Genomic DNA, 25,699 nt, shown 5'->3' with positions numbered 1-25,699 from the left:
CTTCCGTGGCCATCGACTATGCCGCCCTCCCCGAGGACTTCCTGTGGGGCACGGCCACCTCGGCGTACCAGATCGAGGGAGCCGTGGCCGAGGACGGCCGTTCGCCGTCGATCTGGGACACCTTCTCGCACACCCCCGGCACCATCGACGGCGGCGACCACGGCGACATCGCCTGCGACCACTACCACCGCTGGCGCGAGGACATCGGCCTGATGCGCCGCCTCGGCACCAACGCCTACCGCCTGTCCCTCGCCTGGCCGCGGGTCGTCCCCGGCGGTGACGGCCCGGTCAACGCCAAGGGCCTCGACTTCTACGACCGGTTGACCGACGGCCTGCTCGAGGCGGGCATCACCCCGTCGGTCACCCTCTACCACTGGGACCTGCCGCAGGTGCTCCAGGACCGCGGCGGCTGGCCGGAGCGCGACACCGCCGAGCACTTCGCCGCGTACGCCTCGGCGGTCGCCGAACGCCTCGGGGACCGGGTGCACCACTGGGCGACCCTCAACGAGCCGTTGTGCTCGGCCTGGATCGGCCACCTGGAAGGCACGATGGCGCCCGGCCTGACCGACCTCACGGCAGCCGTCCGAGCCTCCTACCACCTGCTCCTCGGCCACGGCCTCGCGGCCCGGGCCATCCGCGCCGCAGCCCCGGACGCCCAGGTGGGCATCGTCAACAACCTCTCCACGATCCACGCCGCCACCGACAGCCCGGAGGATCTGGCCGCCGCCGCCCGCATGGACGGCCACACCAACCGCTGGTGGCTCGACCCCGTCCACGGCCGCGGCTTCCCGGACGACATGCGCGAGGTCTACGGCGTCGAACTCCCTGAGCAGCCGGGAGACCTGGAGACCATCGCCGCCCCGCTGGACTGGCTCGGCCTCAACTACTACTTCCCCCAGGTGGTGGCCGCCGACCCGAACGGCCCCGCCCCGCACGCCGCGTTCGTACGCCGCGCCGACGTCCCGCGCACCGGCATGGACTGGGAGATCGACGCGAGCGGCATCGAGACACTGCTCCTCCGCCTGACGAACGAGTACGGCGCCCGCAAGCTCTACGTCACGGAGAACGGCTCCGCCTTCCCGGACGTGGTCCGCCCCGACGGCACGATCGACGACCCGGAGCGCCAGGACTACCTGGAGCGGCACCTCGCCGCCTGCGCCTCCGCCGCCCGCAAGGGCGCCCCGCTGGCCGGCTACTTCGCCTGGTCGCTGCTGGACAACTTCGAGTGGGCCTACGGCTACGACAAGCGCTTCGGCCTCGTCCACGTCGACTACGCCACCCAGACCCGCACCATCAAGGGCTCCGGCCACCGGTACGCGGACATCGTCCGCTGCCACGGGGGCGAAGCCCGGCGGGCCGCGTAGGGGCCGCCCCGGCGTGGAGCAAGGGCCGGACCGAGACAGGGCGGCGGAGACTGTGCCAAGGCCTCCGTCCGGCCTCCCGGAGCCCGCCCCGGACGATCCTGTTGCCGCCTGCGGTCAGACCCGGCCCGAGCCCCTGATCGCCCGGTCCCGCCAGCGGCAGTAGACGGCGGCGGGACCGCTCCAGTACCTCCACGGCAGGGCGTCCACATAGCCGTCGGCCAGCCGGAACTGCTCCAACGCGGCGTCGTGGCGGCCCTGCCGGGTCAGGAAGTACGCCAGCAGGTGCCGTACGGCCACCGTGTCAACGAAGAACCAGCACGCTCCGTCACACCGAATGTGAGACAGGGCCCGGTGAACGGTGTTGATCCGCCTCAATCACGCTGGGTGCCTCTGGGGCCGTGACCGGTTGGCGAGGACTCATTCGCGCGGGTCCCCAGGTGGACCACCAGACATCCACCGTCCAGATGTCGGAATTTTGGGAGTCGCTCCGCAGTGTGCCCCCGGCCCTGTCGAAGTGACCACCGGTGGTCAGGGAGGACAAGTCCGTACGGTGCCTCTTCGACCAGAGGGTTCTCCGGATCGATCCACACCAGGCATCCCCTCTCAGCCAGGGCTGTCGGAGAAGGGTCAGCCTGCGGTCCAGTCCGTGGTCAGTACCCCCGTCAGGACCACGAGCTCATCATGGTCCAGAGGAGTCCGGTGGGAGAGGGTGTTGCGGGCTGTGTGCAAGGTGCGCAGGCGGTGACGTTGCGCGGTGGTCAGGGCGAGCATGTAGGCGGCGTGAGAAAGGCCGCCGAGCTCGAGTTCTTCGAGATCGGGCACGGCGGCGTCCTCGGCGTTCCTCCAGTGCTGGGAGCGGGCCTTCTCGCAGAAATCCCGGAGGGTGAAGCGCTGTTTGCGCAGCATTCCGGGCACGAGGCGGATCAGGGCGGTGCGGGCTTCCTCGATGAGGGGGAGGAGAACACGGTTCTGGGCGTGGCAGACGAGGACTCGCAGTTCCTGGGCGTTGGAGTCCAGGAGGGAGTGGCCGTGGACGGAGTGGATGCGTCCGTCCCAGCTGTCGACGGCACCGCGGGCCCAGGCGTCGTGGATCTCAGCGCCGGGAGTGGAGGCGTGAGCGGTCGACAAACGTCTGGGCGGAACGGATTCAGCGGGTCCGATGGGGTGTTCGGGCAGGACTTGACCGAGGAGGCGGCGGAGTGTGCCGAGGCCGCCGCTGTCCCAGGCGTCGCGGAGGGCGAGGGCTCGGTCGATGTCGGGGCCGCAGACTTCGGCGACGACGGCGTCAGTGACACGGCGGAAGAGCGCGCCGGCGGCGTCCGCGGTTCCTGAGCGGGAATGCCAAGCCATGAGGACCTCGGTGTCGAGACGGGTCCAGACTTTCCACCACCAGTGGACAGCGGCGCGGCCCTGGCTGCTGAGCATGGTTCGGGGCAGGTCGTCGGCCCGGGCGGTAAGGAGGAGGCGCGGCCACGCATAACCGGGCAGTCCAGCTTCGTGGAAGGTGGCCTGAGCGACGCGGAGGAGTCGGGCGGCCTCTTCGGGGAAGGTCTCGTCCCAGCAGCGCACGACGACCACGTGGGGCGCTTGGCCGACGGAGGCTTGTTCGGCGAGGGCCTCTACGGGATCACCCGTGACGCCGAGTTCCTTGGCGAGGCGTTCCTCCAGCGTCGTGGTCGGCACGGGGGCAGCCGGAGCGACGCTGGTTCGGATGGTGCCACTGGGCGCGGCGAGCCGGCTCAGGAGGCTGCTGTAGGGGTCGTCGGACAGGTCCGTGTCCCACCCATAGCCCGTGTCCGCCCAGGGTTCATGCGGCTCGGCGATCGGTGCGCGCTGTGCGGGCAAGGACGCCGGGCCTGCGTAGCGGTCGGCGAGGGAGACGAGGCCGGGAACGGGGACCACCGCCTCGAGACGGTGGGTGAGCTCGCGTACGAAGAAGTCGGCGCGGCCGGATCCCACGACGGGGTCGGGGAAGTACCAGACGCAACTGCGGCCGGCCCGCAGGTCCGCCTCGAGCACGTCGAGGTGCCGACGAGGGCCGGGGAGCCTGGCAAGGTCCTCGTCCATGACCTGCCGGTCGGTCCCGGCGGCGACCGGCTCCGGTGCGGAGGACCCTGGTGCTGCGGACTCCGCAGCACCAGAGTTCACGGAGTTCACTGCGGGGGCTCGATCGTCTTCAGCGCCCTGAAGGTGACCGGGTCGAGACGGACACCTCCGGGCCTGTTGGGGTCGAGGACCGCGAGGCCGTCGAGGCGCTTCAGAAGATGCTCGGCGGCCTCAAGGGAGTCGTCGTCGCTCTTGTCGAAGAACGCGGCGGCGATGTCGCCCGGAGTCATGACGGCCTTGCCGCCCGCGTACTCCTCGTCGCTGTAGAACTGGGCCCAAGCCGTAAGGCGGGAGACGTCGGCGGGAGTGAAACCGACCGCCTTCAGGTGGGCTGCCGCAGCATCGGGGGCTTCCAAACGCTCGCGCAGGCCCTGAAGGACCTCCTTCTGCCGCATGCCGGAGCGCACGTTGTGCATTGCGGTCTCGACCAGGCCGGGCCATCCCCCGGTGGATTCCATGAGGCCACGTCGCTCCTGCGGGGAACCGAAGGGCGACTCCGGCCAGGCGCGCACACTGTCGACGGTCCACCGCTGCGGCAGGACGAGGCCGGCTCCTGCCTTCTCCGCTTCCACCGTGGCCTCCGGCGAGCAGAGGACCACGGCGTACCGGCGGGGCGCGCCGGGAGCCGCGTCAGTGTCGGGTGCTGGGCCACCGGTGTGCTTGACGAGTCGCTCGGCGGCCTCCCTGACCTGGTCGGCGTTCCGGCCGCGCAGGTCCACGAAGAGGAGCCGGGAGCCCTTGCGGCGTGAGTTGGCGGTGATCACGTCGGTGAGGTTGTCGTCAGGTCCGACGCTGATGATGTCGAGGCCGTACCCCTCTCCGTACGAGCGCAGCCCGTGTTCGACGTGGCCGTCGCCGAGCGCCCGGGTGCAGGGCACGAACGTGGTGCGGGTGGGGTGGCCGAGCATGTCGCTGAGCTGGCCCTCGGTGAGCGGGCTCCTTCGCTGGACGCGGCCCCGGGTGTCGATGGAGCGACGGGCGGCGCGCGGGTTGTAGTCGTAGGGCAGGTCGAACTCGGTGTCATTCAGCTCGCTCTGAAGCTCGTTTCGGGTGCCCAGCATGTTGACGACGTTGGGGCTGCGCATCGCGTAGGCGCGTTCCTCGCCGGGCACCCGGATGAGCAGACCCAGACCGACCATCTCATCCAGGAAGATGGTCAGCTGACGTTCGCTGTTGAGGGGGAAACCCTCTTCCCAGATCTCGTGGGCGGCCTCCAGCAACTCGCTGGGCCGGGACGCGTGCGCGTAACCGTGCTCGAGGCTGCGCAGGGCGACCAGGAGCGTGAGTACGCGGTAGCGGTCCTCCAGATTGATGGTGTAGCGCAGGCGTTCCGCGATGAGCTCGCGGACCCGCTCCAGGTTCGCGACCGCTTGGACGTCACCCCAGGTGATGGGGGCGTGTTGGCCGCTGGGGGGCATGGCGCGCTGCTGCATGTAAGCGACGAGGTGGTCGCAGAAGATCTGCACCAGGTTGGCCTGGTAGTTGGTGACGCCGAGGATGTGCCAGACCAGGTCGGGAGTCTCGAAGGTGAGGCCGACAGCGGCCAGGGGCTCCTCGACGAGCCCGACTGCGGCCTGCGGCTTGAGCGGACCGACAAGGATGCCCGGCCCACCGTGCGCGGTGACCACGTTGGTGAGGTGATTGAAACGCTGAACCTGGTGCAGACCGGCGAAGACGACCTTGAACGACCGGTTGGTGGTCTCCATCAAGCGCTGGAGCCCTTTGACGGTGCGGAAGGTCGACTGGCCGCCACCGGTGTAGACGGCCTGGGCGTCAGCGGTGAGGAAGGCGTCGGCCTCGTCCGCGAGCAGAAGGACACGGCGGCCGGACTCGGCCTCGATCCACTGCTGGACCGCGTCGGTGATCACGTCGACGCCGGCGGCACGGTCGGAGACGTTCGCCCCGATGACGCCCCGGCGCTTCAGCTCGGCCAGCAGGACCCGCCAGATGCCCTCCGGGGGTTCGGCATGCCCGATGTCGGCCTTGAGGAGGTCCATGTAGACGGCGATGTGGTGGTTAGAGTCGGCCTTCTGGAATACCTCGACCGCTTGCCGCAGAAGGGACGACTTGCCGAGCTGGCGACCGCCGAAGAGAAAGACGGACCCGTCGGGGCTGAGGATCTCCCGCATCTCCTCGGCGCGGCCTTTGAAGACCTCCGGCGGAACGAGCCCTGCGACGTGCGGGGTGTAGGGGGTGTAGCCGGTCCAGGGCAGGGTGACGCGTTGCGTCACCCTGAACGAGCGCGGGGCGCGGGCGGCGACCCAGCCGACGACGGCCGGGTCGACGACCAGGGCCTGCTGGCCGCGGTTGCGGGAGGCGAGCGCGAGTTGGCGGCGTCCTTCTGTGCCGAGGGGCTGCAGGTAGAGGATCAGGTTGGCGCCGATGGCCGATTCGGGAAGGTGACGCAGCGGGCCCTCGCCCCGCAGTTCGTCAGCGATGACGACGACCTTGTACATGCGGCGTGCCTGGGAACCGAGGGCGGCGACATAGCCGGGGGTGCTTTCGGTGATGTCGGCGCGCACGCTGAGCCGGGTGACGCCGTGTCGGGCCTCCTCGACGTTGGCATCGTTCACGGTCAGGCCGAGCAGGCGCAGGACGCTTTTGACCAAGCCGTGGATCTTCCGCTGGTCCCGTTCGCGGATCAGCCCTTCCCATGAGTCGAGTCCGGCGACCGCGTTCTGCACCAGCGAGTCGTCCCCCGCGTAGTGCTGGGCCCACCAGCGGGCACTGACGCCGCGTCGGGTGGGCTGGGGAGCCTTGGAATGGGCGACGCCCTTCAGGAAGCGGGCCAGCTCCTCTCCGGCCGGTTCGGCAGGGGCAGGCAGGGCCTCACCGCGGCGGGCGAACGACAGGAGCTCTTCGGCGGCGACCGTCTTGCCGCCGTCCAGCAACCGGTGGATGCGCCGGTACTCGGCATCGGGCAGGTGAGCGGCCTCGAGCTGGCGGTAGAGCCTCTCGGTCTGCTGCTGCTCCAGGCTGCGCAGGTCGTGGCCGATAGCGGCGACGGTGCGGAAGCGCTCCCCGAAGCGGTCGCCGTGGCCGTCGCCCTCCAGGTCGAGGAGCCGGGCGGTGAAGTCGTGCTCCTCCTCGGGCTTCAGCAGGTTCTGCACCCGGATCTGGGCGAGGATCAACTGGGCGCTTCGGTGTTCCTCAGCGCATTTGCGACCCCAGGTGACGGCCGCGTCGGCGATACGCTGCCGCCACTCGGCGAGCTCTGCGGTCGACATGGCGGCGCCGACGATTTGCCCGTGCTCAAGACGCTCGAGCAGACGGCCGGCGAGATGGAGGTCGCCCGCGTCCCGGTGGCACCGCAGCGCGACAGCGGGGTCGGCCGGGCCGAGCAGGCCCAGCAGCGCCCCGAGCGCGTCCGGATGTTCGAGGTCGGGTTCGTCCTGTTCCTCGTGGACGTGCCAGTGCAGATCGGGCAGATGCAACAGGCCTTCGGCGGGCGGCCGGAAGCCCGTGTCGCGCGGCTCGGGGACGTAGGAGCCGTCGAGCCAGCGCAGCAGCAGCGCGAGGAGGGCTCCGCCCACGCCGGGCAGCGGTTCGGCCTGACGTGCGTCCGCGATCGCCCGCATCAGATCCCGGCCGATGTCACGACCACCGGGCGGGTGTGGGGACGAGGCGATGCGCAGAGCCGTAGTCAGCAGGTCCCGAACGGTCTTGATATGGGTGCGGAGCTGTTCACGGGCCGCCGAGTGGATGGCGCTCTTCGACTGTTTGGGCGTTCGTTTGGCCCGATCGGTGGTGTCGATGATCCGGTCGGCGGCGTCGGAGCGCTTGTAGTGCTCCTCCATCTCCTTGGTGAGTTCCTCCGCCTCGACCCGCTCCTCAGCCCAACCCTGGATCAGCTTCAAGGTGTGTCCCAGCCGGCCGTCGGGCGCGGCGAGGGCCTGCAGGACGATCGTGCCGCGCTGGAGCTTGATGGTGCGCAGCGGCAGATCCAGTGCGAGCTGTCGTGCCCGGTCGCCGATCTCCTCCCGCCGGTCCGTGACCGGCGTCGCCGTCGGCTTGCCCAGGTCGCCCGGCTGTATCCCGGTGGACTGCCGTACCGCGTGCACCAACTCGTCCATCACCGGTGCCCACGGCTCGGGTACGCCCGGCATCGACGTGAAGTCGGTCAGGACGCTGTTGGCCCAGTGTGCCGACAGGCCGCTGCGGATGGCCGCGGTCAGCAGGACCATGTAGGCGTCTCGGTCGTCGTCCCAGGAAGGCCCGTCGTCCACCGCCTCGATGAGCTCCTCTGCCTGCACCTGGAGGTCGGAAGCCTCGGCCGGAGACGTGTGGAAGGCGGCGTCCGCGAACGCGAGCGCGAGGGTGCGGTGAGCAGGGGCGTCGGCGGCGCGGGTCAACCAGTAGGACTCGGCCAGCCGGCCCTCGGCGATGAGAGTCTCCACCGGGGAGGGAGCGCCCGACCAGACGTCCGACGTGGCGGGGGCGGCGGGAGTGGCGGGCTCGTCCGTCGCCGTCTCCTGGGGATCGGCCGGGCGTCGCGGGACCTGCACAGCGGCCGGGGCGTGAGCCGCCGGCGTCGCCTCCTCCGCCGGAGCGTCGGCGGACGGCTCGGCGGGCTGCTCGACTCCGGACCGCGACGCCTCGTGCGCCGGCGTGGGTTCGCCGGTCTCGGCCACTGCGACAACGCCGCCGCTGGGCACGATCTCCTCGGACTGGGCCACTTCCCGTTCCTGGCGCCCACCCGGTGTTTCCGCCGGCTCCGCTTGCGTGATGGAGCCGGACACCTCTTGGACGACAGGCCCGGCCTCTCCCGCCGTGACGGACGGCGCCTCGGCGCCGTCCTCGTGAGTGGCCTCGGGTTCGGGTGTTTCAGGAGCCTCTTCGAAGGCGGAGCTGACCGGTTGTGGTTCTGGGCCGGACTCCGGCTCGCTCTCGGGCCCCGTCTCCGTCCCGTCGCCGGGGTCACCGGTCTCGCTGCCGGTGGACTGCGTGGCCTCGGCGCCCGACGCGTTTTTGTGGAGCTCTCGGAGGCGCTGCTCGAACTGCGCGATCTGGCCACGGAGATTCTCCCGCACCAGATCGTTCGTGACCATGTCGAACATGGTCCGGACCTCGTCCAGCGCCTGCGCGGTCGCCTCGATCTCCCGGTCGGCCTCCTGCCGACGGCTTTGCTCCTCCCGCAGCCGCTCGACGAGTGTCCGAGCTGCGGACCAGTCCTGGTCGTCGCCCCACGCCTCCTTCGCGCCGGAGGCCGCGAAGGCACGGTCCAGAGCTCGACGTTCCCGAACCCACGACACGGTGTCGCGCAAGAGCTCTCGGCCGTCGGCCAGCCGCCCCTCGCGGACTGTCGCGGCGAAGGCCTCCAGCCCGCCGGCCAGCGCCGCTCCAGCTTCGTTCAGCCGTACGATCTCCAGCTCGATCCCGTCGGCGTCCAGTTCCACCACGGCCTCGTTTCCGTACTCTTCTCGAGGAACGGCCGTCTCACCGGCGGATGCCGATCGGGCCGCCTCGTCGGTGTCCTTCAGGACCGGGTTCGCACAGGACAGCCGCTTGTAGTCGGCTTCCGTGAGAGGAGCGGCATCGCTCATCGCGGCCTCCAGGAGCTCTTCCGCGTGGCTGTGCACGAATTGGTGGGCAGGGGTGTCGCAGGAGAGGGAAAGACCGTGGAGCATGAGTTGGGCCAGATCCGGCGGCAGGTCCTTCAGCATTCGCGTGAGCTGTTCGAGATCGGGATCCTGGGTCGGGTCCTCGTACCCCAGCTCGCACAGCCGCGAGTTGGCGAGCCTCGTACCGCACCCGCAGATGTTGAGCAGGAGCCGCTCTGGTGCTCGGGTGACCCACATTCGGGCACCGGACGTCCTGCGCAGCTTCGCGGTCGCCGGACCACCGTCGTACTGCAGGGCGGCCGGACCATGCGCCTTCTCGATGTGTCGGAACAACGAGAGCACCAGGTCAGGCGTCTCCTGCAGCCATTGCCGGAACGACGAAACCGAAGACACCGTAAAGCCCCCTTGCCATGCGTCTGGCACGCACCTCAGCCCGGATCCGCCGGGTGATGTCCGATCGCGCCCCCCTTGCGATCGAGGAAGCGCCTTGCGACCTGCTGCGACAGGAGTTCTCTGGGCTTCCAGCACACACGATTGGCAAGGCACTTCAGACATGCAATCTTCCCATGCCGCGGCTGGGTTCTCGGCACGGTTCGATCGACGGGAAGGGCTACCAGAGCTCCGGTGTCAGCTCGGCCGGGATCCCAACGCCGTGTCGGGCACCCGGTTCAGATCGGCGCCCGCGAAGTGGACGCACCCGACGGCGTCCAGGGTGCAGGCGTCCTCTCTTTCCTCGTTGCCATGGCGCGATCCTTGCGACCTGGTTCCGCCACGGAGAGGCATGCCATCCAGTGCCGCACTCCTTCCGCCGGGGCGAGCAGACGCCGGGCGAACGCGTCACACCGCTGCTCGGCCGGTGTCCGTCTGCCGTCCAGCCGGTGTGCGACCACTCCGTCCGACAGCAGCGCGTGCGTCAGTCCGTGGGCCAGGGAGAAGCGCTGCCGCTCTGGGACGTCCGATGCGTTGACCACCGAGATCGTCACATCACGCTTGGGGTCACGCGTGAAGCCGGAGCCTCCTCTCGACGGCCGCCGCAATGCGGCTGTATCCAGTCCCATCGCCGACTCCACGAGTTCAGCGAGGTCCGGGACAGGCCCGAGACGGAGGCGTTCACGGGCTTCTGCGGCCACCTCGGAAGGGCGTCAGAGATCATCGGGAAGCAACCGGAAGGCGGGCTCCCCGGTAAGTGGTCGCATCATGCGGAAGTGGCTGTCCGTTGTGAACAGATCGGTGGTCCGGAAGGCAGCCGCCAGGGCCACGTTCATCGCGTCCACCAGCCCCACTCCTGCTCCGCCGTCCGCGTCGGCGTACCCGCGCATCACCGCCATGGCGCTCCTCAGGTGAGGTGTGGTGTCGGGGATCTCGAACCGCCGGGCCTCCGCCTGAGCGGCGATGAAGTCCAGTGCGTTCATGGCCGCGTGAGCGCCGATCCGAGCGGTCAGCAGGCAGTCGAGCTCGCTGAGCACCATGGGCGACACCACGAGGTGGCCCGTGCGCGCGAGAGCCTCCCGGTGAGCCGAGTGGCGCGGGTCCTTCGGAGTGAACAGGCGGTAGAGGGCATTGGTGTCACCGATCAGCACCGGGATGTCATTCATGGAATCCACCGGTGGTGTCCTCGCCCATGCCTCGGAGCGTCGCTTCGATCTCGTCGTCGTCGAGCACCGGGCCGCCGAGGTCCGGAATATCCAGTTCGCCCATGGGGTCGGTGCGGAACGGATATGAGGGACGGCCCCTCGCGGCCCCTCGGGGAACGATGTCCCCTATGGGCACTCCGTCCTTGGTGATCGTCACGGTTTCACCAGCAGCCACACGGGCCAGGACACGCGACGTCTGCTGATTGAGTTCCCTCAGCGGGACCTCCGCGCCGTTACTCATGAAGTCAGCGTACTACTCGTTCTACAACCTCGCGTGACGGACGCTTCCGGCGGAGTGGTCCCGCAGGTTTTCGGCCCCGTTCCCGGTCAGCGAGCGTCCGGTCGAAAAGTCACATGATCTGTTGGGCGGTGTCTAGCGTTCCGCCTCTTCCCAAGGTCTGACCCCGAGCTTTCCCGTGGTTCCGAGATCGAGGTGCGGGGTCACCGTCACCGGGTCGGCACCCTCCTTCGCCCGGACCCGTACGTGGGGCACGTTCACCGGCGTACCGAACTCAGTGGTGTTGCGCCAGACCAGGCCGGCGGTCGCCGACTCGCCGGGCTCGAGCGTGACGGGCCGGGGCTGTTCGTCGGGCCCCGCGCCGGTGGTGATCTCGCCGCTGCCGTCGAGGATCTCGACGCCGTCGACGGGCTCGAGGCCGTCGTCCAGGAGTTCCAGCAGCGGGTAGCCCTCGACGGTGTAGGTACGCGTGCCACAGTTGTCGAGGCGCAGGCTCACGACGCGCAGCCCCATCGCCGCGTCGCCCTCGTCGGCGCTGACCCGGATTCCGGAGGCGGGGCACGAGCCCGGTTCGGCCGGCGCCTCGCCCGCGGGGACCTTGGTCACTTCGAGCACCTCGACCTGCGTCACCCGCGGTGCGGTGGGCGGCAGCTCCCCGGCTCGGACCGTGCCTCGCACGGTCTGCCCGGGGCCGACATCGCGCACGGTCCCGGTCCGGTTGGTCACGGCCCCGCCGTCACCGCTCGTGAAGGTGAAGACGATCGAGTAGGTCAGGGTCCCGGTGCCCTCGTTGGTGACCTCGTAGGCGGCAGAGATCCCCGAGTCCGAGTCCGTGGTGAGCCTGTCGGCGGAGACGGAGTAGCTGCGGGTGGGCGAGGGTGAGGCCGACGGGAGGGTCAGCGAGGTGATCCGTACGCCGTCCTTGCCCGGGTCGTCGATCCGCGTGCCTCCCTGCGACGCGGCCGCGTCGGCGCCGGTGCTCCCGGCACCCGCGCGCTCCGTCCCACAGGCCGTGAGCAGCAGAGCGGTCGCGGCGAGAGCCGACAGGAAGGGGATGGTCACGGCGGAAGCCGGGCGGAGGTTGGCGAGTCTTCGCATCCGGCCATCCCATCAAGGCGTGACCCCTGTGCGTGCGGTGAAGGTCACAGTTCCGGTCACAGGGTCGTCACAAGTGGGCGGGGAGGCGGCGGGGGAGACGCGGTTCCGGAAGCGGCCATTCGCGGTTCGTCTATTCCCTCGATCCACGCCCGGACAAGACGGGGCACCGCTACAGGGGCAAGGCCGGGTGGAGGCGTCCTACGGGGTGCTTCCGCCCGAGGGCGGATTTCCGGTTCCGGTCAGCAGGCGCAGGAGGTGCGTGCAGGCCGACTCCTCCCGCGTGTGCCGGGTGACGACCGCCCAGGTGCCCCGTTCGTAGGCGCCGGTCTCCCACATGCCCGGGGCCGTGCGGGAACGGCGCAGGTAGAGGAAGTCGGTCGGCAGGGGAGAGGGCTCGTGCACGCCCTCGATGTAGTAGTGGCCGTCCTGCACGCCCAGGGCGCGCAGGACGGTGTGCAGAGTGCCGCGGTTCACCGGCAGGCCCTGGTCAGCCCGCCGCGTGAGCGAGGTAGCCGTGGTCCAGGAGCCATTTGACGTTCAGACGCTCGCCGTCGCCCGGGTCGAGGAAGGCGGGGTCGAGCTTGATCTGCTGTCCGCCGCCGGGCTGTTCGAACCAGGGGGCGATGCCGCCCTGCCAGACGGCGAAGGGCTGCGTGACGGTGTAGCGGTGGTAGTCGCACGGGTGGGCCGGCTCGCGGGTGTTGAGGTTCTGCGGTGGCAGTGACCGCTTGGCGTAGGGGTCGCCGGCGGGGGCGAGGTAGGAACCGTACTCGGAACCGAAGCGGTCCAGGTCCTCACCCGGCTCCAGGACCTCCACGTGCTTGTCGACCTCCCCGTTGACCTCGGAGAATCCGTCGTTGGGCGGGTACTTCCACCCCGCCGGTCCCGCAGGATCCTCGTCCTTCCAGTACTTGGCCAGGAACGCGCTGGGAGAGAGGTCACCGGTGCGCCGGTAGTTCTTCAGCAGCGGTCCCACCGGGGCCTCCCAGGGGCGGGGCAGGGTCTCCGGACCCAGCCGGGCATCGCCCTGGTACGCGCCGGTGCACGGGGCCGGACGCAGGGCCGGACGCAGGGCCGTTCGTTCCGTCCGGTGATGCTCCTCGGTCGCGGGGGCCGCGGGGGCCGTGGGGGTGGCGGCGGTCGCGGTCGTCGGGGACAGCGCGGCGGTCAGAGCCAGGGCCAGGGCGTACAGGGCGGCGCGTGAGCGGTTCTTCACGTGTCGTACTCCGGTGCTCGTCGGGGCGCCCTGGCTCGTACGAGGCCACCCGCTGGGGCGCGCAGTAGCAAGGTGAACAGCGGCGGCGGCGAGTACCGGAGCCGATGCTGTCGGGGCGTTGTCGCCCGGCTTCCGCAGTCAGGAGGTGGCCGTCCCGGCTGGCTCGGCGTTTCGACGTGAAGATCAACGATCGCGTGACGGCAAGGACACGCGCTCTCGTGGCCGACGACGCGGAAAAGGGCCGACCGCACCGTCGCAGGCGCTCGTTCCCGTCACTCAACTGCTTCCGGCCGACCAGTGGATGGAGCGAGGAACCAGAGAGACGACAACCGCTCTCCCCCAGGCGGTCGTGCACTGTCGGGCCGTCCGCAGGAGTGCCACCATGAGGCGGGGCCACGGCCGACGATCCCGACCGGCAAGCACCTTCCCGGCCCGGTCGCACCGTTCGTGCAGCGAGGAACCGAACCACCGGGAGCCGCCGTGATCGCGCACGTGACCGCCGTCCTGCCCCGTCGAGCCCGCGTCCCGCTCCTCCTCGCCGTACTGCTGCTCATCGTCCTCACCCCGACCGCCCCCGCCGCACCGGCACTCGCCGCCGTCGGCGCGCCCACCGCCGCCGCGAACGGGACTGCCGACACGGCTCACTCCGCGAAGCCGCGAGGCGGGGCCGAGGTCGTCGAGGTCACCCGGGTCGCCGAGCGGCAGGTCGATCTGTCGGTGGGATCGCGGGCCCTGGGCGGCCGGACCGTCAAGGTCCGGCTCCTCACCCCAGGCGGCTGGGACCCCCGTGACCGGCGTCAGCACTGGCCGACACTCTGGCTGCTGCACGGCTGCTGCGGCGACTACACCTCGTGGACCGGCCTCACCGATGTCGCCGGGATCGACAGCCTGCGCGACGACGTCCTCGTCGTGATGCCGGAGGCCGGCTGGAACGGCTGGTACAGCGACTGGTGGAACCACGGCCGGGGCGACGACCCGGCCTGGGAGACCTTCCACACCGTCGAGCTGCGCCACCTCCTGGAGCGTGACTGGGGCGCCGGCGCCGACCGTGTCGTGGCCGGCCTGTCGATGGGCGGCCAGGGCGCCCTGCAGTACACCGCCCGGCACCCCGGCATGTTCAAGGCGGCCGCCGCGTACTCCGGCTCCGCCCACCCCCTGCTGAACGACGAGTCGGTCGACCGCGTCATGGGCTTCTTCGCCGGCCGGGGCGACGACCCGCTGCGCGTCTGGGGCGACCCGGTCGCGCAGCGCCGCGTCCGGCAGGCCCACGACCCGTTCCACCTGGCCGAGCGGCTCAGGTCGGTCCCCGTCTACCTGTCCTGCGGCGACGGCACCACCGGCCCTCTGGATTCGCCGGGCGCCACCAGCGCGCTCGAGGCCGACTTCAACCGGCAGAACCACGCCCTCGCCGCCGAGCTGGAACGCGTCGGCGCGAAGCACGTCACCACCCACTTCTACGGACCGGGAACCCACGGCTGGGCGTACTGGGAACGCGAGCTGCACGCCTCCCTGCCGATGCTGCTCGACGCCCTGCGGGTCGACGGCTGAACCCCGGTCCGCCGGCGGCCGGCCACCGCGGCGCCGGCACACGCGACCGGCCCCGCCTGTTCCCCACGCCCCGCGGTAATACGTGAACCGGGCATGACACCGCAGGAATCACCCGGACCACCCGGTCGCGAGCGTGGAGGTGCGCCCCGCGACCGCCGACCGCACGATGGGCCGTGTCGCCGACCGGCGAACCGATCGGCACCGGCCGGATGCGAAGGAGGCCCCGCGGTGGGCGAGCTGTACATCGACGGCGAGTGGACACGGGCCGCGGCCGGCGGGCAGCGGGAGGTGGTCAACCCGTACGACGCCTCCGTCGTCACCACCGTCGACGAGGCGGACGCCACCGACGTGGACCGCGCGGTGCGCGCCGCCCGGCGTGCCTTCGACGAGGGGGAGTGGGCGAACGCCCCCACCCGCCACCGCGCAGACCTCCTGCTGCGCGTCCACGGCCTGCTGCTGCGCGACAGGGACGAGATCGCCCGCACCGAGACCCTCGACACCGGCAAGACGCTGACCGAGGCCCGCATCGACGTGGAGGACGTGGCGAACGCCTTCCGCTACTTCGCCGAACTCGCGGGCAAGGACGGCGGCCGGGTCGTGGACGTCGGCCCGGACGTCCTCAGCCGCGTCGTCCACCAGCCCGTCGGGGTGTGCGCGCTCATCGCCCCCTGGAACTATCCGCTGCTGCAGGCCTCGTGGAAGGTCGCGCCGGCGCTGGCCGCAGGCAACACCTTCGTCCTCAAACCCAGCGAGACCACACCGCTCACCACGATCGCCATGATCCGGCTCATCGAGGAGGCCGGCGCACCTCCCGGCGTCGCCAACCTGGTGCTCGGCTCCGGGGCGACCGTCGGCGCCGCCCTGACGGACCACCCCGAGGTCGACCTGGTGTCCTTCACCGGCGGTCTGGCCACCGGACGCGCCATCATGGCCGCCGCCGCCCGGGGGCCGAAGAACATCGCCCTGGAACTGGGCGGCAAGAACCCCAACATCGTCTTCGAGGACGCCGACTTCGCCGCCGCCGTGGACTACGCGCTGGACGCCGCCTTCCTGCACTCCGGACAGGTCTGCTCGGCCGGCTCACGGCTGCTGGTCCAGGACTCCCTGCACGACCGGTTCGTCGACGCCCTCGCCCGGCGCGCCCGGGCGATCCGCCTCGGCAACGGCATGGAGGAGGGCACCGAGAGCGGCCCCCTCAGCTCCGCCGAGCACCGGGAGAAGGTCGAACGTCACATCGCAGCCGCCCGGGAGGAGGGCGCACGACTCGTCACCGGCGGCACCCGCCCCGACGACCCGGCGCTGAGCAGCGGCTTCTTCCTCCTGCCGACCGTCTTCGCCGACTGCGACCGGTCCATGCGCATCGTCCAGGAGGAGGTCTTCGGACCGGTCGTCACCGTCGAGCGCTTCCGCACCGAGGACGAGGCGGTGGAACTGGCCAACGACACCCGCTACGGCCTGGCCGGCGGCCTGTGGACCTCCGACGCGAGCCGTGCCCAACGCGTCGCCCAGCGGCTGCGGCACGGCACCGTGTGGATCAACGACTTCCACCCCTACGTGCCGCAGGCCGAGTGGGGCGGCTTCGGCCGCTCCGGCGTCGGGCGCGAGCTGGGCCCCACCGGGTTGCGCGAATACCAGGAGGCCAAGCACATCTACCAGAACCTGGCCCCCGCGCCCTCCGGCTGGTTCAAGGGCTGACCGGGCGCGGCACACCGCCCGCCCCGCCCGCCGTCCGTAGCCCGCCGCCCCCGTCCGCCCCCGACGGCTGCCGAAGAAAGGCATCCCATGGCCCCCACCACCCCGCACGGCGCCGAGTCCGCCTACGACTACGTCATCGTCGGTGGCGGCACCGCCGGCTGTGTGCTCGCCGCCCGCCTGAGCGAGGACCCCGACTGCCGCGTCTGCGTCATCGAGGGCGGCCCCAGCGACGTCGGCGACGACCGCATCCTGCGCCTGCGCAACTGGATCAACCTGCTCGGCTCGGAGTTCGACTACGGCTACACCACCGTCGAGCAGCCGCGCGGCAACTCCCACATCCTGCACTCCCGTGCCCGCGTCCTCGGTGGCTGCTCCTCCCACAACACGCTGATCAGCTTCCTGCCGCTGCCGCAGGACCTCGACGACTGGGTGGCCCGCGGCTGTACCGGCTGGGACCCGGCGACGATCCTTCCCTACCGCGACCGGCTGCTCACCCGGATCGTCCCGGTGGCCGAGGCCGACCGCAATCCCATCGCCAAGGACTTCGTCACGGCCGCCTCCCGGGCCACCGGAGTCCCCGTCGTCGACGACTTCAACGCCGAGCCCTTCGCCGACGGCGCCGGCTTCTTCTCCCTGGCCTACGAGCCGGAGGGCAACCTGCGCTCCTCCGCGTCCGTCGCCTACCTCCACCCCGTCCTGGACCGGCCCAACCTCACCCTCCTCCTGGAGACCTGGGCCCACCGGCTGCTCGACGACGAGTCGGGGAGGCTGACCCGCGTCGCCGTCCGCGGCGCCGACGGCGAGCCCGCCACCGTGCGCGCCGAGCGTGAACTCCTGCTGTGCGCCGGCGCCGTCGACACCCCGCGGCTGCTGATGCTGTCCGGCATCGGCCCGGCCGACGACCTGCGCCGCCTGGGCATCAAGGTGCGGGCCGACCTGCCCGGCGTGGGGGAGAACCTGCTGGACCACCCCGAGTCCGTGATCGTCTGGGAGACCGACGGCCCCCTGCCGCCCAACTCCGCGATGGACTCCGACGCCGGCCTGTTCCTGCGCCTGGAGGCCGGCCGGCCGCGCCCGGACCTGATGTTCCACTTCTACCAGGTGCCGTTCACCGTCAACACCGAACGGCTGGGCTACCCCGTTCCGGAACACGGGGTGTGCATGACGCCGAACGTGCCACGCGCCCGCTCCACCGGCCGCATGTGGCTGCGCAGCGCCAACCCGAACGAGCATCCCGCCCTGGACTTCCGGTACTTCACCGATCCCGAGGGCCACGACGAACGCACCATCGTGGAGGGCCTGAAGATCGCCCGAGAGATCGCCGCGACCGACCCCCTGAGCAGCTGGCTCGTCCGCGAGGTCGCGCCCGGCCCGGACGTCACCTCCGACGCCGCCCTGTCGGAGTACGGGCGCCGCGCGGCGCACACCGTCTACCACCCGGCGGGCACCTGCCGCATGGGCGCCGCGGACGACCCGATGGCCGTCTGCGACCCCGAGTTGAGGCTGCGCGGTGTCGAGGGCGTGCGCATCGTCGACGCGTCGGTGTTTCCGACGATGCCCACCATCAACCCCATGGTGACCGTCCTGCTCGCCGCCGAACGCGCCGCCGACCTGCTCACCGGCCGTCCCGGGCCCGCCGGGGGAGGGGGCGGTGACCCGTCCACAGCCGTCCGCACCCCTGGAACGCACTCCTGAACCGACGATCGAGGTCAACACGTCCCACCGGTGCTGGACGGGGACACGGCATCACCGGGACACTGCCTCATCACCCGTGCCACAACGAGTCCGGACAGCGACGAGAGGTCTCCCGCGCCCCGTGCGCGCCGCGGCAGCCGCCGCCGGCCGCCGTGAGCCGACGTCCTCACCCTCGACCAAGGAGGAAAACGGCCGTGCCGACTGCAGGAGACAAGGGCGTCGGAACAGCACCGGAAGAACCGACGGCGGAAGCCGGGACGACGGGCACGGGCACGCTCAAACCCGTGGTCTTCTTCGGGTCGGCCGTGCTGGTCCTCGCGATCTCGATCTGGGCGATCATCACGCCCTCCGGCGCGGAGTCGGTCATCGGAGTGGCGGTCGACAGGATCTCCTCGTGGTTCGGCTGGTACTACTTCCTCGCCGCGACCCTGTACCTGGCGTTCGTCGTCTTCATCGGCGTCTCCAAGTACGGCACGGTCAAGCTGGGGCCCAAGCACTACAAGCCCGACTACGGCCTCTTCGCATGGGCGGCGATGCTCTTCGCGGCGGGCATCGGCATCGACCTGATGTTCTTCTCGGTCGCCGGACCCGTCAGCCACTACCTCGCGCCACCGGAGGGCGACCCGGAGACGGTCGAGGCCGCCCGGCAGGCGGTGGTGTGGACCCTGTTCCACTACGGCATCACCGGCTGGGCCATGTACGCGCTGATGGGCATGGCACTCGGTTACTTCGCCTTCCGGTACCGGCTGCCGCTCGCGATCCGCTCCGCGCTCTATCCGATCATCGGCCGCCGGATCCACGGACGGATCGGTGACGTTGTCGACCTGGCGGCGATCCTCGGCACCGTGTTCGGCATCTCCGTGTCGCTCGGCATCGGCGTGGTGCAGCTGAACTACGGACTGAAGGTCCTCTTCGACGTACCGGAGGGGCTTCCCGCGCAGATCGGCCTGATCGCCGTGGCGGTGGTGATGGCCACGGTGTCCGCGGTCTCCGGTGTGGACAAGGGCATCCGCCGGCTGTCGCAGCTCAACGTCCTTCTGGCCGTCCTGCTGATGCTCTTCATCCTGGTCGTGGGCGAACCGTTCCGGTTGCTCAACGCCCTGGTCCAGAACGTCGGGGACTACGTCAGCCGCTTCCCGTCGATGACCCTGAACACCTTCGCCTACGACCAGCCCACCGAGTGGCTGGACGCGTGGACGCTCTTCTTCTGGGCCTGGTGGATCGCCTGGGCGCCGTTCGTCGGACTGTTCCTGGCCCGCATCTCCCGGGGCCGCACCCTGCGCCAGTTCGTCGCGGCGACGCTGATCATCCCGTTCCTCTTCACCGGCCTCTTCCTGGCGGTCTTCGGCAACAGCGCCCTGTTCGTGGTGCGCGACGGGAACACCGCGTTCGGCGAAACGGCCATGAACGCCCCCGAGCAGGGCTTCTACGGCCTGCTGGAGCAGTACCCGGGCGCCCTGTTCAGCGTCGGACTCGCCACGTTCGTCGGGCTGCTGCTGTACGTCACCTCCGCGGACTCCGGGGCCCTGGTCATGGGCAACCTCAGCGCGGATCTTCCCACCCCGGTGACCGACGCGGCCCCGTGGCTGCGCATCTTCTGGGCGGTGACGACAGGGCTGCTCACCCTCGCCATGCTCCTCGTGGGCGGTGTGCAGGCGCTCACCGACGCCACCATCGTCATGGGGCTGCCCTTCTCCTTCGTCATGTTCCTGATCATGGCGGGGCTCTATCTGGCGCTGCGCACCGAACGGATGCGGGCGGAGGCGCTGACCGCCACGCTGCCGGCGTCGCTCTCCGGGCGCACCACGCTGCAGGGCCCGCCGGGGGCCCGGAACTGGCGGCACCGGCTGGCGCGGGTGATGGCGTTCCCCGGCCGGCGGACGGCCACCAGGTTCGTCGACGAGGTGGGCCGCCCCGCCTTCCAGGAGGTCGTCCAGGAACTGCGGGAACAAGGGGCGGAGGCGGAACTCCTGGAAGGGGTCGACGAGGACAACGGCATCGCGCACGTCGGCCTCAGGGTACCGAGCGGCCCGAGCGACGAGTTCGTCTACCGGATCTGGCCCGTGGAGTTGCCGACGCCCGCGTTCGCCACCAAGTCGGTCAGCACCCACGACACCTACGTACGCTTCGAGGTCCAGCTCGCCGAGGGGAACCAGGGTTACGACGTGATGGGCTACACCAAGGAACAGCTCATCGCCGACAGCCTCGACCAGTACGAGCGGCACCTGGAGTTCCTGCGGCTGCACCACGAGGCGGCGGCCGGGTCGGCTTTTCCCGACCACCGCCCGGACGCGCCGGAGGCACACCTGCCGGAGTAGGTCCCCCGTGCAAGGCCGGCACGGCACGCTCCGTGGCAGCCGGCACTCAGCCGGAGTCCCTGCCCGCGGGGGTGCGGCCGGGCCGGAGGTACGAGAGCCCGTCAGCACCGGGGCCGTACGGTCCGACGGAGCCCGGGTGGTTGCCAAGTGTGCGTTGGTTCCATGGGGTTGGGAGTGGCTGGGTAACCTGATCCGTACTCTTCGGCCGTGTGCGCGGTGGTCGGCGGGCAGCGGGCGGGTGCGTGGAGCGGCAGGGGCTTTCGGGCAAAGGGGGCGCTCGTGGAACGGGATGCGCAGGGGGAGGAGCGAACGGGGGACGGGGACACCCACAACGAGTTCTCGGGGGTCGGCGGGCCCGTCGTCCTGGGGCGGGACTTCCTCGGTCCCGTCACCATCAACCCTCCCGCCGGTCCGCCGTCCGGGGCGGCCGGGGAGGCGGACCTGGCCCGGGCCGCGGACGACCTCGCGTCCGCCGTCACACGCCAGTGGAGGGAGGAGGCGGCGCTGCGCCGCCTGAACGATCCGTATCCGCTTCCGGTCCGGTGGCGGCCCGCCGCTCCTGAGCTCATGGAGCCCTGGCGTTCGCTGGTCCGGCTGGCCACGACCGGAATCGGCTGGGCGTCGGCCTCGCCGTCCGGCTGGGCGTCCGGGCCGGAAGCGCTGTCCGGGGGCGGCGGCGAGCTGCTGGGGGTGCTGGCCCGGGTGCCCACGGGTCGCCTGGTCGTGCTCGGGGAACCGGGTTCCGGCAAGACCGTGCTGCTGGTGCGGCTGGTGCTGGATCTGCTCGTGCGCCGCCGCCCCGGGGACCCTGTGCCCGTGCTCGTACCACTCGCCTCGTGGGACCCGGACCGGGAGGAACTGGACCTGTGGCTGGAACAGCGGCTGGGCATTGACTATCCGTGGCTCGGCGATCCCGGCCGTACGGGAGCCGGCAGGGGAAGGGAACTCCTGGACGCAGGCTGGATCATGCTGGTGCTGGATGGCCTGGACGAGATCCCCGACGGCGTCCGCCGTCGTGCGATCGCCCGGATCAACGACACCCTCAGCCTCCACCCGGGCCTCGGAATGGTCCTCAGCTCACGCAGTGCCCCCTTCGCCGCCACCGTCCGGCCCCGCAGCGGGCCCGAGGCGCGGGTGATCGGCGCGGCGGGCGTCGAGGTCGAGCCGCTGGACCTGGACACCGTCGCGTCGTACCTTCGGGACTCCGCCGGCGGACCGGCCAACGGAGGCCGCTGGCAAAAGGTGTTCGCTGCGCTGGCCGCCGGGCACGACCCCCATCCCCTGGGCCAGTTGCTCACGACGCCGCTGATGGCGTACTTGGCCCGCGTCGCCTACAACCCCTCGCCGGACGCGGTGGAGGGCACCGGGTACGGCTCCGGACCGGACGGCCGCCCGTCGGATCCAGCACAGGACTCCGCGTACGTCCCCGCACAGGACCCCGAACGGGGCCCCGCGCCGGACGAACACCACGCCCCTGTCGGCCATCCGGTCGAACTCCTGGACCGCTCGCAATTCCCCACACCCGCCGCGATCCGGGCGCATCTGCTGGATTCCTTCATCCCCGCCTCCTACGCGCGGCACCGGAGCCCGCCTCCGGCCCGGACGGCCCGGCCTTCACGATCAAAGCCCAGCTGGACGCGCGAGGAGGCGGCCCACTTCCTGACCTGCCTCGCCCGTGACCTGGAACACCGTCAGCAGGGCACCACCGACCTCAGATGGTGGGATCTCCCCGACGCGGCGCCGAGGATTCTGGCAGGAGCCGCCGCGGGACTCGTGGCGGTGCCGGCCGGTGTGGTGATGCCGTTCGGCGCCTGGCTCGGGGTCGGCATGATCGTCGGTGTCGCCGTGGCGCTGACGGGCCGCCGGTGGAGTCCGCCCAACCGGAGTTTCAACCGCGGGCTGGCAGGAGGTCTGATCGGCAGCCTCCTCGGGTCCGCGTTCGGGCTCGGCATGCGCGCCGTGCTCGGGATCGAAAGTCCGGCGGGGTACCTCGTCAGCGGGCTCGCACTGGGCCTGGTGCCCGGATTCCTCGGCGGTTTCCGGGCCGGACTGGCGGGAGGTGTCGCGGCGTCCTTCGTCGGGGCGTTCGTCGGAGAACCTGAAATGGGGGACTCGGCGCCGTTGGTCAACAGTGTCGGGTTCGCCGTCGCCGCAGCCTGCGTAGTCACCCTGGGCCACAGCCGTCTTCCGGCGCGAGGACTCCGCTGGTCACCGCTCGGCATCCTCACCGGTCTGGGAGGCGGTCTCGCCCTCGGGATCGCCGTCACCCTGCAGGCCGGCCTGCTCAACGGGCTGCTGTCGGGCGTGGTGGGTGCCGTCGGCGGTTCCTTCGGGGCAGGACTGGAGGCCAAGCCGGCCGAGGCGACGGCCGCGGCGGACCCGCGGACCGTACTGGCCCAGGACCGCGCCACGTTCTGGACCACCGCCATGGCGGGCGGCCTCGCCATCGGCATCGCCGCCTCCTTCGTCATCGGATCGCTCCTGGGGCCGTGGCGGGGAGCCCTGGCCGGGGTGGCCGACGGGCTGGCCACCGGCCTGGCCTGGGGTTTCCTCCAGGCCAGGTACGGATCGTTCACGCTCGCCCGAGGATGGCTCGCCCTACGCGGCCAGGTGCCATGGCGACTGATGCCATTCCTCGCGGACGCACACCGGCGGGGAGTGCTTCGACAGGTCGGCGCGACGTACCAGCTCCGCCACGCCGAACTGCAGCGTCGCCTCGCCGGGAGGACGTGAGCCGATTCCCGTCGGCGACGCCGATTCGGTCCCCGTGCGAGCCACCCGTGGCGGAAGGCGCCGCCCCGTCCGGGGCAGGGCGCGTCGGTCCGTGGGTGTCAGCGGGCACCGCACCGGGCCCGGCCGGGCCGTGGGCGGTGATGGTGGGACCGGAGAAGTCCCCGCCCAGGACGAGAGGGCCGTACTGCGCGCCCCACTGACCCGGTTCGTCACCGCACCCTCACCCGTACGCACCGACCGCGCCTGCCGCCACCAGCTCTCCAGGACGCGGCGGAACTCCGCGTCGAGCCCAGTGGTTGAGCACAGCAAGGGCCGTGCTCAACCACTGGGCTCGCTCCGACTCGCCGGGATTCCGTGTCAGCGCCGTGAGTTCGGCCTCACCGGAACTCACCACGAGTGCACCGGCCTCACCATCGGCACGGGGTCATTACGGCTGCGCTCGTCCAGTGAGTGTTCTGGCAAACGGCCCGGGGCGAACGGCCGCGACCGAGGCCGTTTCCCGGGGCCGCGGCCGACGCGTCGGTTACTCGCTCAGCCGGTCGGTGGGGATCACGGGCGGGCTGGTGAGGACCTGGCGCTTCCGTCCGTCGGCGGCGTCGACGACACTCGGGCCGTCACCGGTGACGTGGACGATGCGCCGGCCGTCGGGGGACCGGTCGGGGTGCCCGACGGACGGCGCCTCACCGGTCTCGGGCGCGACCAAGGAACGTCACACGGCGCATGCAGGGCAGGGCAGGACCCTGGCTGACGGTGGCTCCCCTCGACAGTCGGCGGACGCGGTGCTCGCCCACACTCGCTGCCGGCACAGGGGCGGCCCGAGGAACTGCTGCTCGGGCGGGTCACCCCGGCACTTGTCGGAGATCCTCGGGAAGCAGCCGGAAGGCGGGCTCGCCGGTGAGGGGTCGCATCATGCGAGAGGACGGGCCGGTCCCCTTCCTGAAGCCGCCTGCGGACTACGACTGGACGGGGTGGGGCCGGCCGGCGTCGCCCGTCGTGTACGGCGCGCCGACGGCAGGCCGCCGACGCGCGCGAGCGTACGGCGGCTACCGGGCCGTGCCGAAGTTCTGGGTCCAGTAGTCACCGGGCTGCGCGAGACCGACACCGATCTCCTCGAACGCGCAGTTGAGGATGTTCTCCTTGTGGCCGGGGCTGGCCATCCAGCCGGCCATCACCTGCTCGGGAGTGGAGTAGCCGTAGGCGACGTTCTCGCCGTAGGTGCTCCAGCTGTAGCCGGCCCGGGTGATGCGGTCGGCGGGCGAGGATCCGTCCGAGCCGGTGTGGGACATGTTGCCGCTCGCCGCCATGTCATCGCTGTGGTTCTGCGCGGCCTCGGTCAGGGTGGTGTTCACCTTCACCGGGGAGCAACCGACCTTTCCGCGCTCGGCGTTGACGAGTTCCACGACCTTGGCGACGGCTCCGGAGGCCCCGGCGTCACTCGTCGCCGCGGGGCTCGAAGCGCTGGGGGCGGCGGGCTCGGGGGCGGCCGTGGTGGGCTTCGGCGCTGTCGTAGAGGGCTTGGTAGAGGGCTCAGGGACCGCGGTGGTGGGCTTCGGGACCGCGGTGGTGGGCTTCGGGGCCGCGGTGGTGGGCTCGGTGGTGGGCGTCGGGGCCGTGCTGATGGGCCTGGAGGCGGAGGTCTCGGGAGCCGTCTTCTTCGGCTTGTGCGACGGCTTGGCGCTGCCGTGCTTCGGTGCGCCGGCCTTCCAAGGGCTCGCGGTGACGGTCGGTGTGCCCGACGGCGCCGTCGTGGGCTCGCCGTGCTGCCGGCTGCTCCACGGGCGGTACCGGTCGGCGTCGCCCCACCTGTTCTCGGCCGCGACCGGGGCGGCGGTGTCCTGGTGCTGCTGTTGCCCGCTGCCGGGCCAGTCGGCACAGGCCATGGCGACCGAGGGTATGCCTATGGCGCTCATGGCGACTGCCGTGACGACCGTCCGCCGGTACCGCTTCTGATGACGATGCTTTCCCATGCGTGACCTCACCTGCTGCTGTCCGGAGGTCGTCATTCTTGGGACGGCCCGGCGTCGGGCGCAAAGGCCGTCGCACTACCGCGCTTCGTAGGTCTGCGAGGGTCTTGCGGCGGGCGGAAGAGCGTGCCGACCCGCTCGCGCCGGCCCTCTCGGGATGTCTGCTGCCTCGTCAGAAGCCCCCGTCCGGCGAAAGAACCGCGGCTCTCGGTTCCCCACCGGATCGCCGCCCACCTCGGCCCGCCCCACGCCCATGGCAAGCCGGACAAATCCCTTATGTCGTCAGAGCGGGTTCTACTAAGCGACCTGCGTAGATCGCGGACGTGGTGTGACAGGTGTCACGGAATCATGAATTCCGGGTCGGTGCCGGAGGCCGAGAAGCGCGCCCGCGGGATGCCGGGCGTTGGGCGCCGGCCACCGCGATCCGGACTCCGGGCCGGGACGGACGGCCCGCCCGGAGCGCCTTGAAAGTGGCCCGTCCCACCCCGCCCGTCCCACCCCGCCCAGCCCGTCCTCCAGGGCCGCCACC

The 25,699-nt window shown here is 71.1% G+C and carries 17 protein-coding genes; 6 read left to right on the top strand and 11 right to left on the bottom strand.

The genetic code is table 11. The features are described 5' to 3' along the window. Window positions 1-5 precede the first annotated feature (5 nt). Window positions 6-1,364 carry a GH1 family beta-glucosidase gene (locus ACFWVE_RS02665; RefSeq protein WP_384007540.1) on the top strand — a complete coding sequence of 453 codons (1,359 nt, stop codon included), beginning with the start codon at window positions 6-8 and terminating at the stop codon, window positions 1,362-1,364. A 114-nt stretch (window positions 1,365-1,478) separates the two neighbouring features. On the opposite strand, the gene ACFWVE_RS02660 is transcribed toward ACFWVE_RS02665, so the two are convergent. The 9 genes from ACFWVE_RS02660 to ACFWVE_RS02620 form a co-directional block, all read right to left on the bottom strand. Continuing rightward, window positions 1,479-1,661, bottom strand: a complete 183-nt coding sequence (locus ACFWVE_RS02660) for a hypothetical protein (RefSeq protein ID WP_384007578.1) — start codon at window positions 1,659-1,661, stop codon at window positions 1,479-1,481. A 330-nt stretch (window positions 1,662-1,991) separates the two neighbouring features. Further along, a complete protein-coding gene (locus ACFWVE_RS02655) occupies window positions 1,992-3,512 on the bottom strand; it encodes a hypothetical protein (protein ID WP_384007538.1) in 1,521 nt (506 codons plus the stop codon). 5 nt (window positions 3,513-3,517) lie between these two features. After that, on the bottom strand, window positions 3,518-9,424 hold the full coding sequence (locus ACFWVE_RS02650) for a hypothetical protein (protein ID WP_384007536.1): 5,907 nt from the start codon (window positions 9,422-9,424) through the stop codon (window positions 3,518-3,520). A gap of 275 nt (window positions 9,425-9,699) precedes the next feature. Continuing rightward, window positions 9,700-10,089, bottom strand: a complete 390-nt coding sequence (locus tag ACFWVE_RS02645; RefSeq protein ID WP_384007573.1) for an ImmA/IrrE family metallo-endopeptidase — start codon at window positions 10,087-10,089, stop codon at window positions 9,700-9,702. Between the two features lie 84 nt (window positions 10,090-10,173). Next, window positions 10,174-10,626 carry a PIN domain-containing protein gene (locus ACFWVE_RS02640; protein WP_384007571.1) on the bottom strand — a complete coding sequence of 151 codons (453 nt, stop codon included), beginning with the start codon at window positions 10,624-10,626 and terminating at the stop codon, window positions 10,174-10,176. Beyond that, window positions 10,619-10,906 carry a type II toxin-antitoxin system Phd/YefM family antitoxin gene (locus ACFWVE_RS02635; protein ID WP_384007534.1) on the bottom strand — a complete coding sequence of 96 codons (288 nt, stop codon included), beginning with the start codon at window positions 10,904-10,906 and terminating at the stop codon, window positions 10,619-10,621. Before ACFWVE_RS02635 ends, ACFWVE_RS02640 begins: the two co-directional genes overlap by 8 nt. 132 nt (window positions 10,907-11,038) lie before the next feature. Further along, entirely contained in the window at window positions 11,039-12,001 is a 963-nt protein-coding gene (locus tag ACFWVE_RS02630) for a DUF4232 domain-containing protein (RefSeq protein WP_384007531.1), read from the bottom strand. A gap of 198 nt (window positions 12,002-12,199) precedes the next feature. Next, the gene (locus ACFWVE_RS02625) at window positions 12,200-12,475 is read right to left on the bottom strand and encodes a hypothetical protein (protein ID WP_384007529.1); all 276 of its coding nucleotides are present in this window, start codon (window positions 12,473-12,475) and stop codon (window positions 12,200-12,202) included. Between the two features lie 13 nt (window positions 12,476-12,488). Further along, entirely contained in the window at window positions 12,489-13,217 is a 729-nt protein-coding gene (locus tag ACFWVE_RS02620) for a TNT domain-containing protein (RefSeq protein ID WP_384007528.1), read from the bottom strand. 480 nt (window positions 13,218-13,697) lie between these two features. Here ACFWVE_RS02620 and ACFWVE_RS02615 point away from each other — a divergent pair, with 480 nt between their 5' ends. The 5 genes from ACFWVE_RS02615 to ACFWVE_RS02595 all read left to right on the top strand — a co-directional run bounded on the left by ACFWVE_RS02615 (window position 13,698) and on the right by ACFWVE_RS02595 (window position 23,206). Further along, entirely contained in the window at window positions 13,698-14,765 is a 1,068-nt protein-coding gene (locus ACFWVE_RS02615; RefSeq protein WP_384007526.1) for an alpha/beta hydrolase, read from the top strand. Between the two features lie 228 nt (window positions 14,766-14,993). Next, on the top strand, window positions 14,994-16,460 hold the full coding sequence (locus tag ACFWVE_RS02610; RefSeq protein WP_384007524.1) for an aldehyde dehydrogenase family protein: 1,467 nt from the start codon (window positions 14,994-14,996) through the stop codon (window positions 16,458-16,460). 87 nt (window positions 16,461-16,547) lie between these two features. Beyond that, window positions 16,548-18,155 carry a GMC family oxidoreductase gene (locus ACFWVE_RS02605; RefSeq protein WP_384007523.1) on the top strand — a complete coding sequence of 536 codons (1,608 nt, stop codon included), beginning with the start codon at window positions 16,548-16,550 and terminating at the stop codon, window positions 18,153-18,155. A gap of 194 nt (window positions 18,156-18,349) precedes the next feature. Beyond that, on the top strand, window positions 18,350-20,473 hold the full coding sequence (gene betT / locus ACFWVE_RS02600; protein WP_384007521.1) for a choline BCCT transporter BetT: 2,124 nt from the start codon (window positions 18,350-18,352) through the stop codon (window positions 20,471-20,473). 279 nt (window positions 20,474-20,752) lie between these two features. Beyond that, complete coding sequence (locus tag ACFWVE_RS02595) at window positions 20,753-23,206, top strand: NACHT domain-containing protein (protein WP_384007520.1); 2,454 nt, start codon at window positions 20,753-20,755, stop codon at window positions 23,204-23,206. A gap of 523 nt (window positions 23,207-23,729) precedes the next feature. Here the strand turns inward: ACFWVE_RS02595 and ACFWVE_RS02590 are convergent. Next, window positions 23,730-23,909, bottom strand: coding sequence for a hypothetical protein (locus ACFWVE_RS02590; RefSeq protein WP_384007518.1), 180 nt, complete (start codon window positions 23,907-23,909; stop codon window positions 23,730-23,732). A gap of 340 nt (window positions 23,910-24,249) precedes the next feature. Next, window positions 24,250-25,173, bottom strand: coding sequence for a CAP domain-containing protein (locus ACFWVE_RS02585; protein ID WP_384007516.1), 924 nt, complete (start codon window positions 25,171-25,173; stop codon window positions 24,250-24,252). Between the last annotated feature and the right edge of the window lie 526 nt (window positions 25,174-25,699).

The organism is Streptomyces sp. NPDC058632 (genome assembly GCF_042717095.1).
Lineage (GTDB): Bacteria > Actinomycetota > Actinomycetes > Streptomycetales > Streptomycetaceae > Streptomyces.
The sequence above is the reverse complement of the archived record's forward strand: the minus strand, read 5'-3'. Positions and strand labels throughout refer to the sequence as shown.

What these genes read in the sequence shown, in the direction of transcription:
- ACFWVE_RS02630 (WP_384007531.1), bottom strand. Translation starts at nt 12,001, where the DNA reads ATGCGAAGACTCGCCAACCTCCGCCCGGCTTCCGCCGTGACCATCCCC.
- ACFWVE_RS02585 (WP_384007516.1), bottom strand. Translation starts at nt 25,173, where the DNA reads ATGGGAAAGCATCGTCATCAGAAGCGGTACCGGCGGACGGTCGTCACG.
- ACFWVE_RS02635 (WP_384007534.1), bottom strand. Translation starts at nt 10,906, where the DNA reads ATGAGTAACGGCGCGGAGGTCCCGCTGAGGGAACTCAATCAGCAGACG.
- ACFWVE_RS02640 (WP_384007571.1), bottom strand. Translation starts at nt 10,626, where the DNA reads ATGAATGACATCCCGGTGCTGATCGGTGACACCAATGCCCTCTACCGC.
- ACFWVE_RS02605 (WP_384007523.1), top strand. Translation starts at nt 16,548, where the DNA reads ATGGCCCCCACCACCCCGCACGGCGCCGAGTCCGCCTACGACTACGTC.
- ACFWVE_RS02645 (WP_384007573.1), bottom strand. Translation starts at nt 10,089, where the DNA reads ATGGGACTGGATACAGCCGCATTGCGGCGGCCGTCGAGAGGAGGCTCC.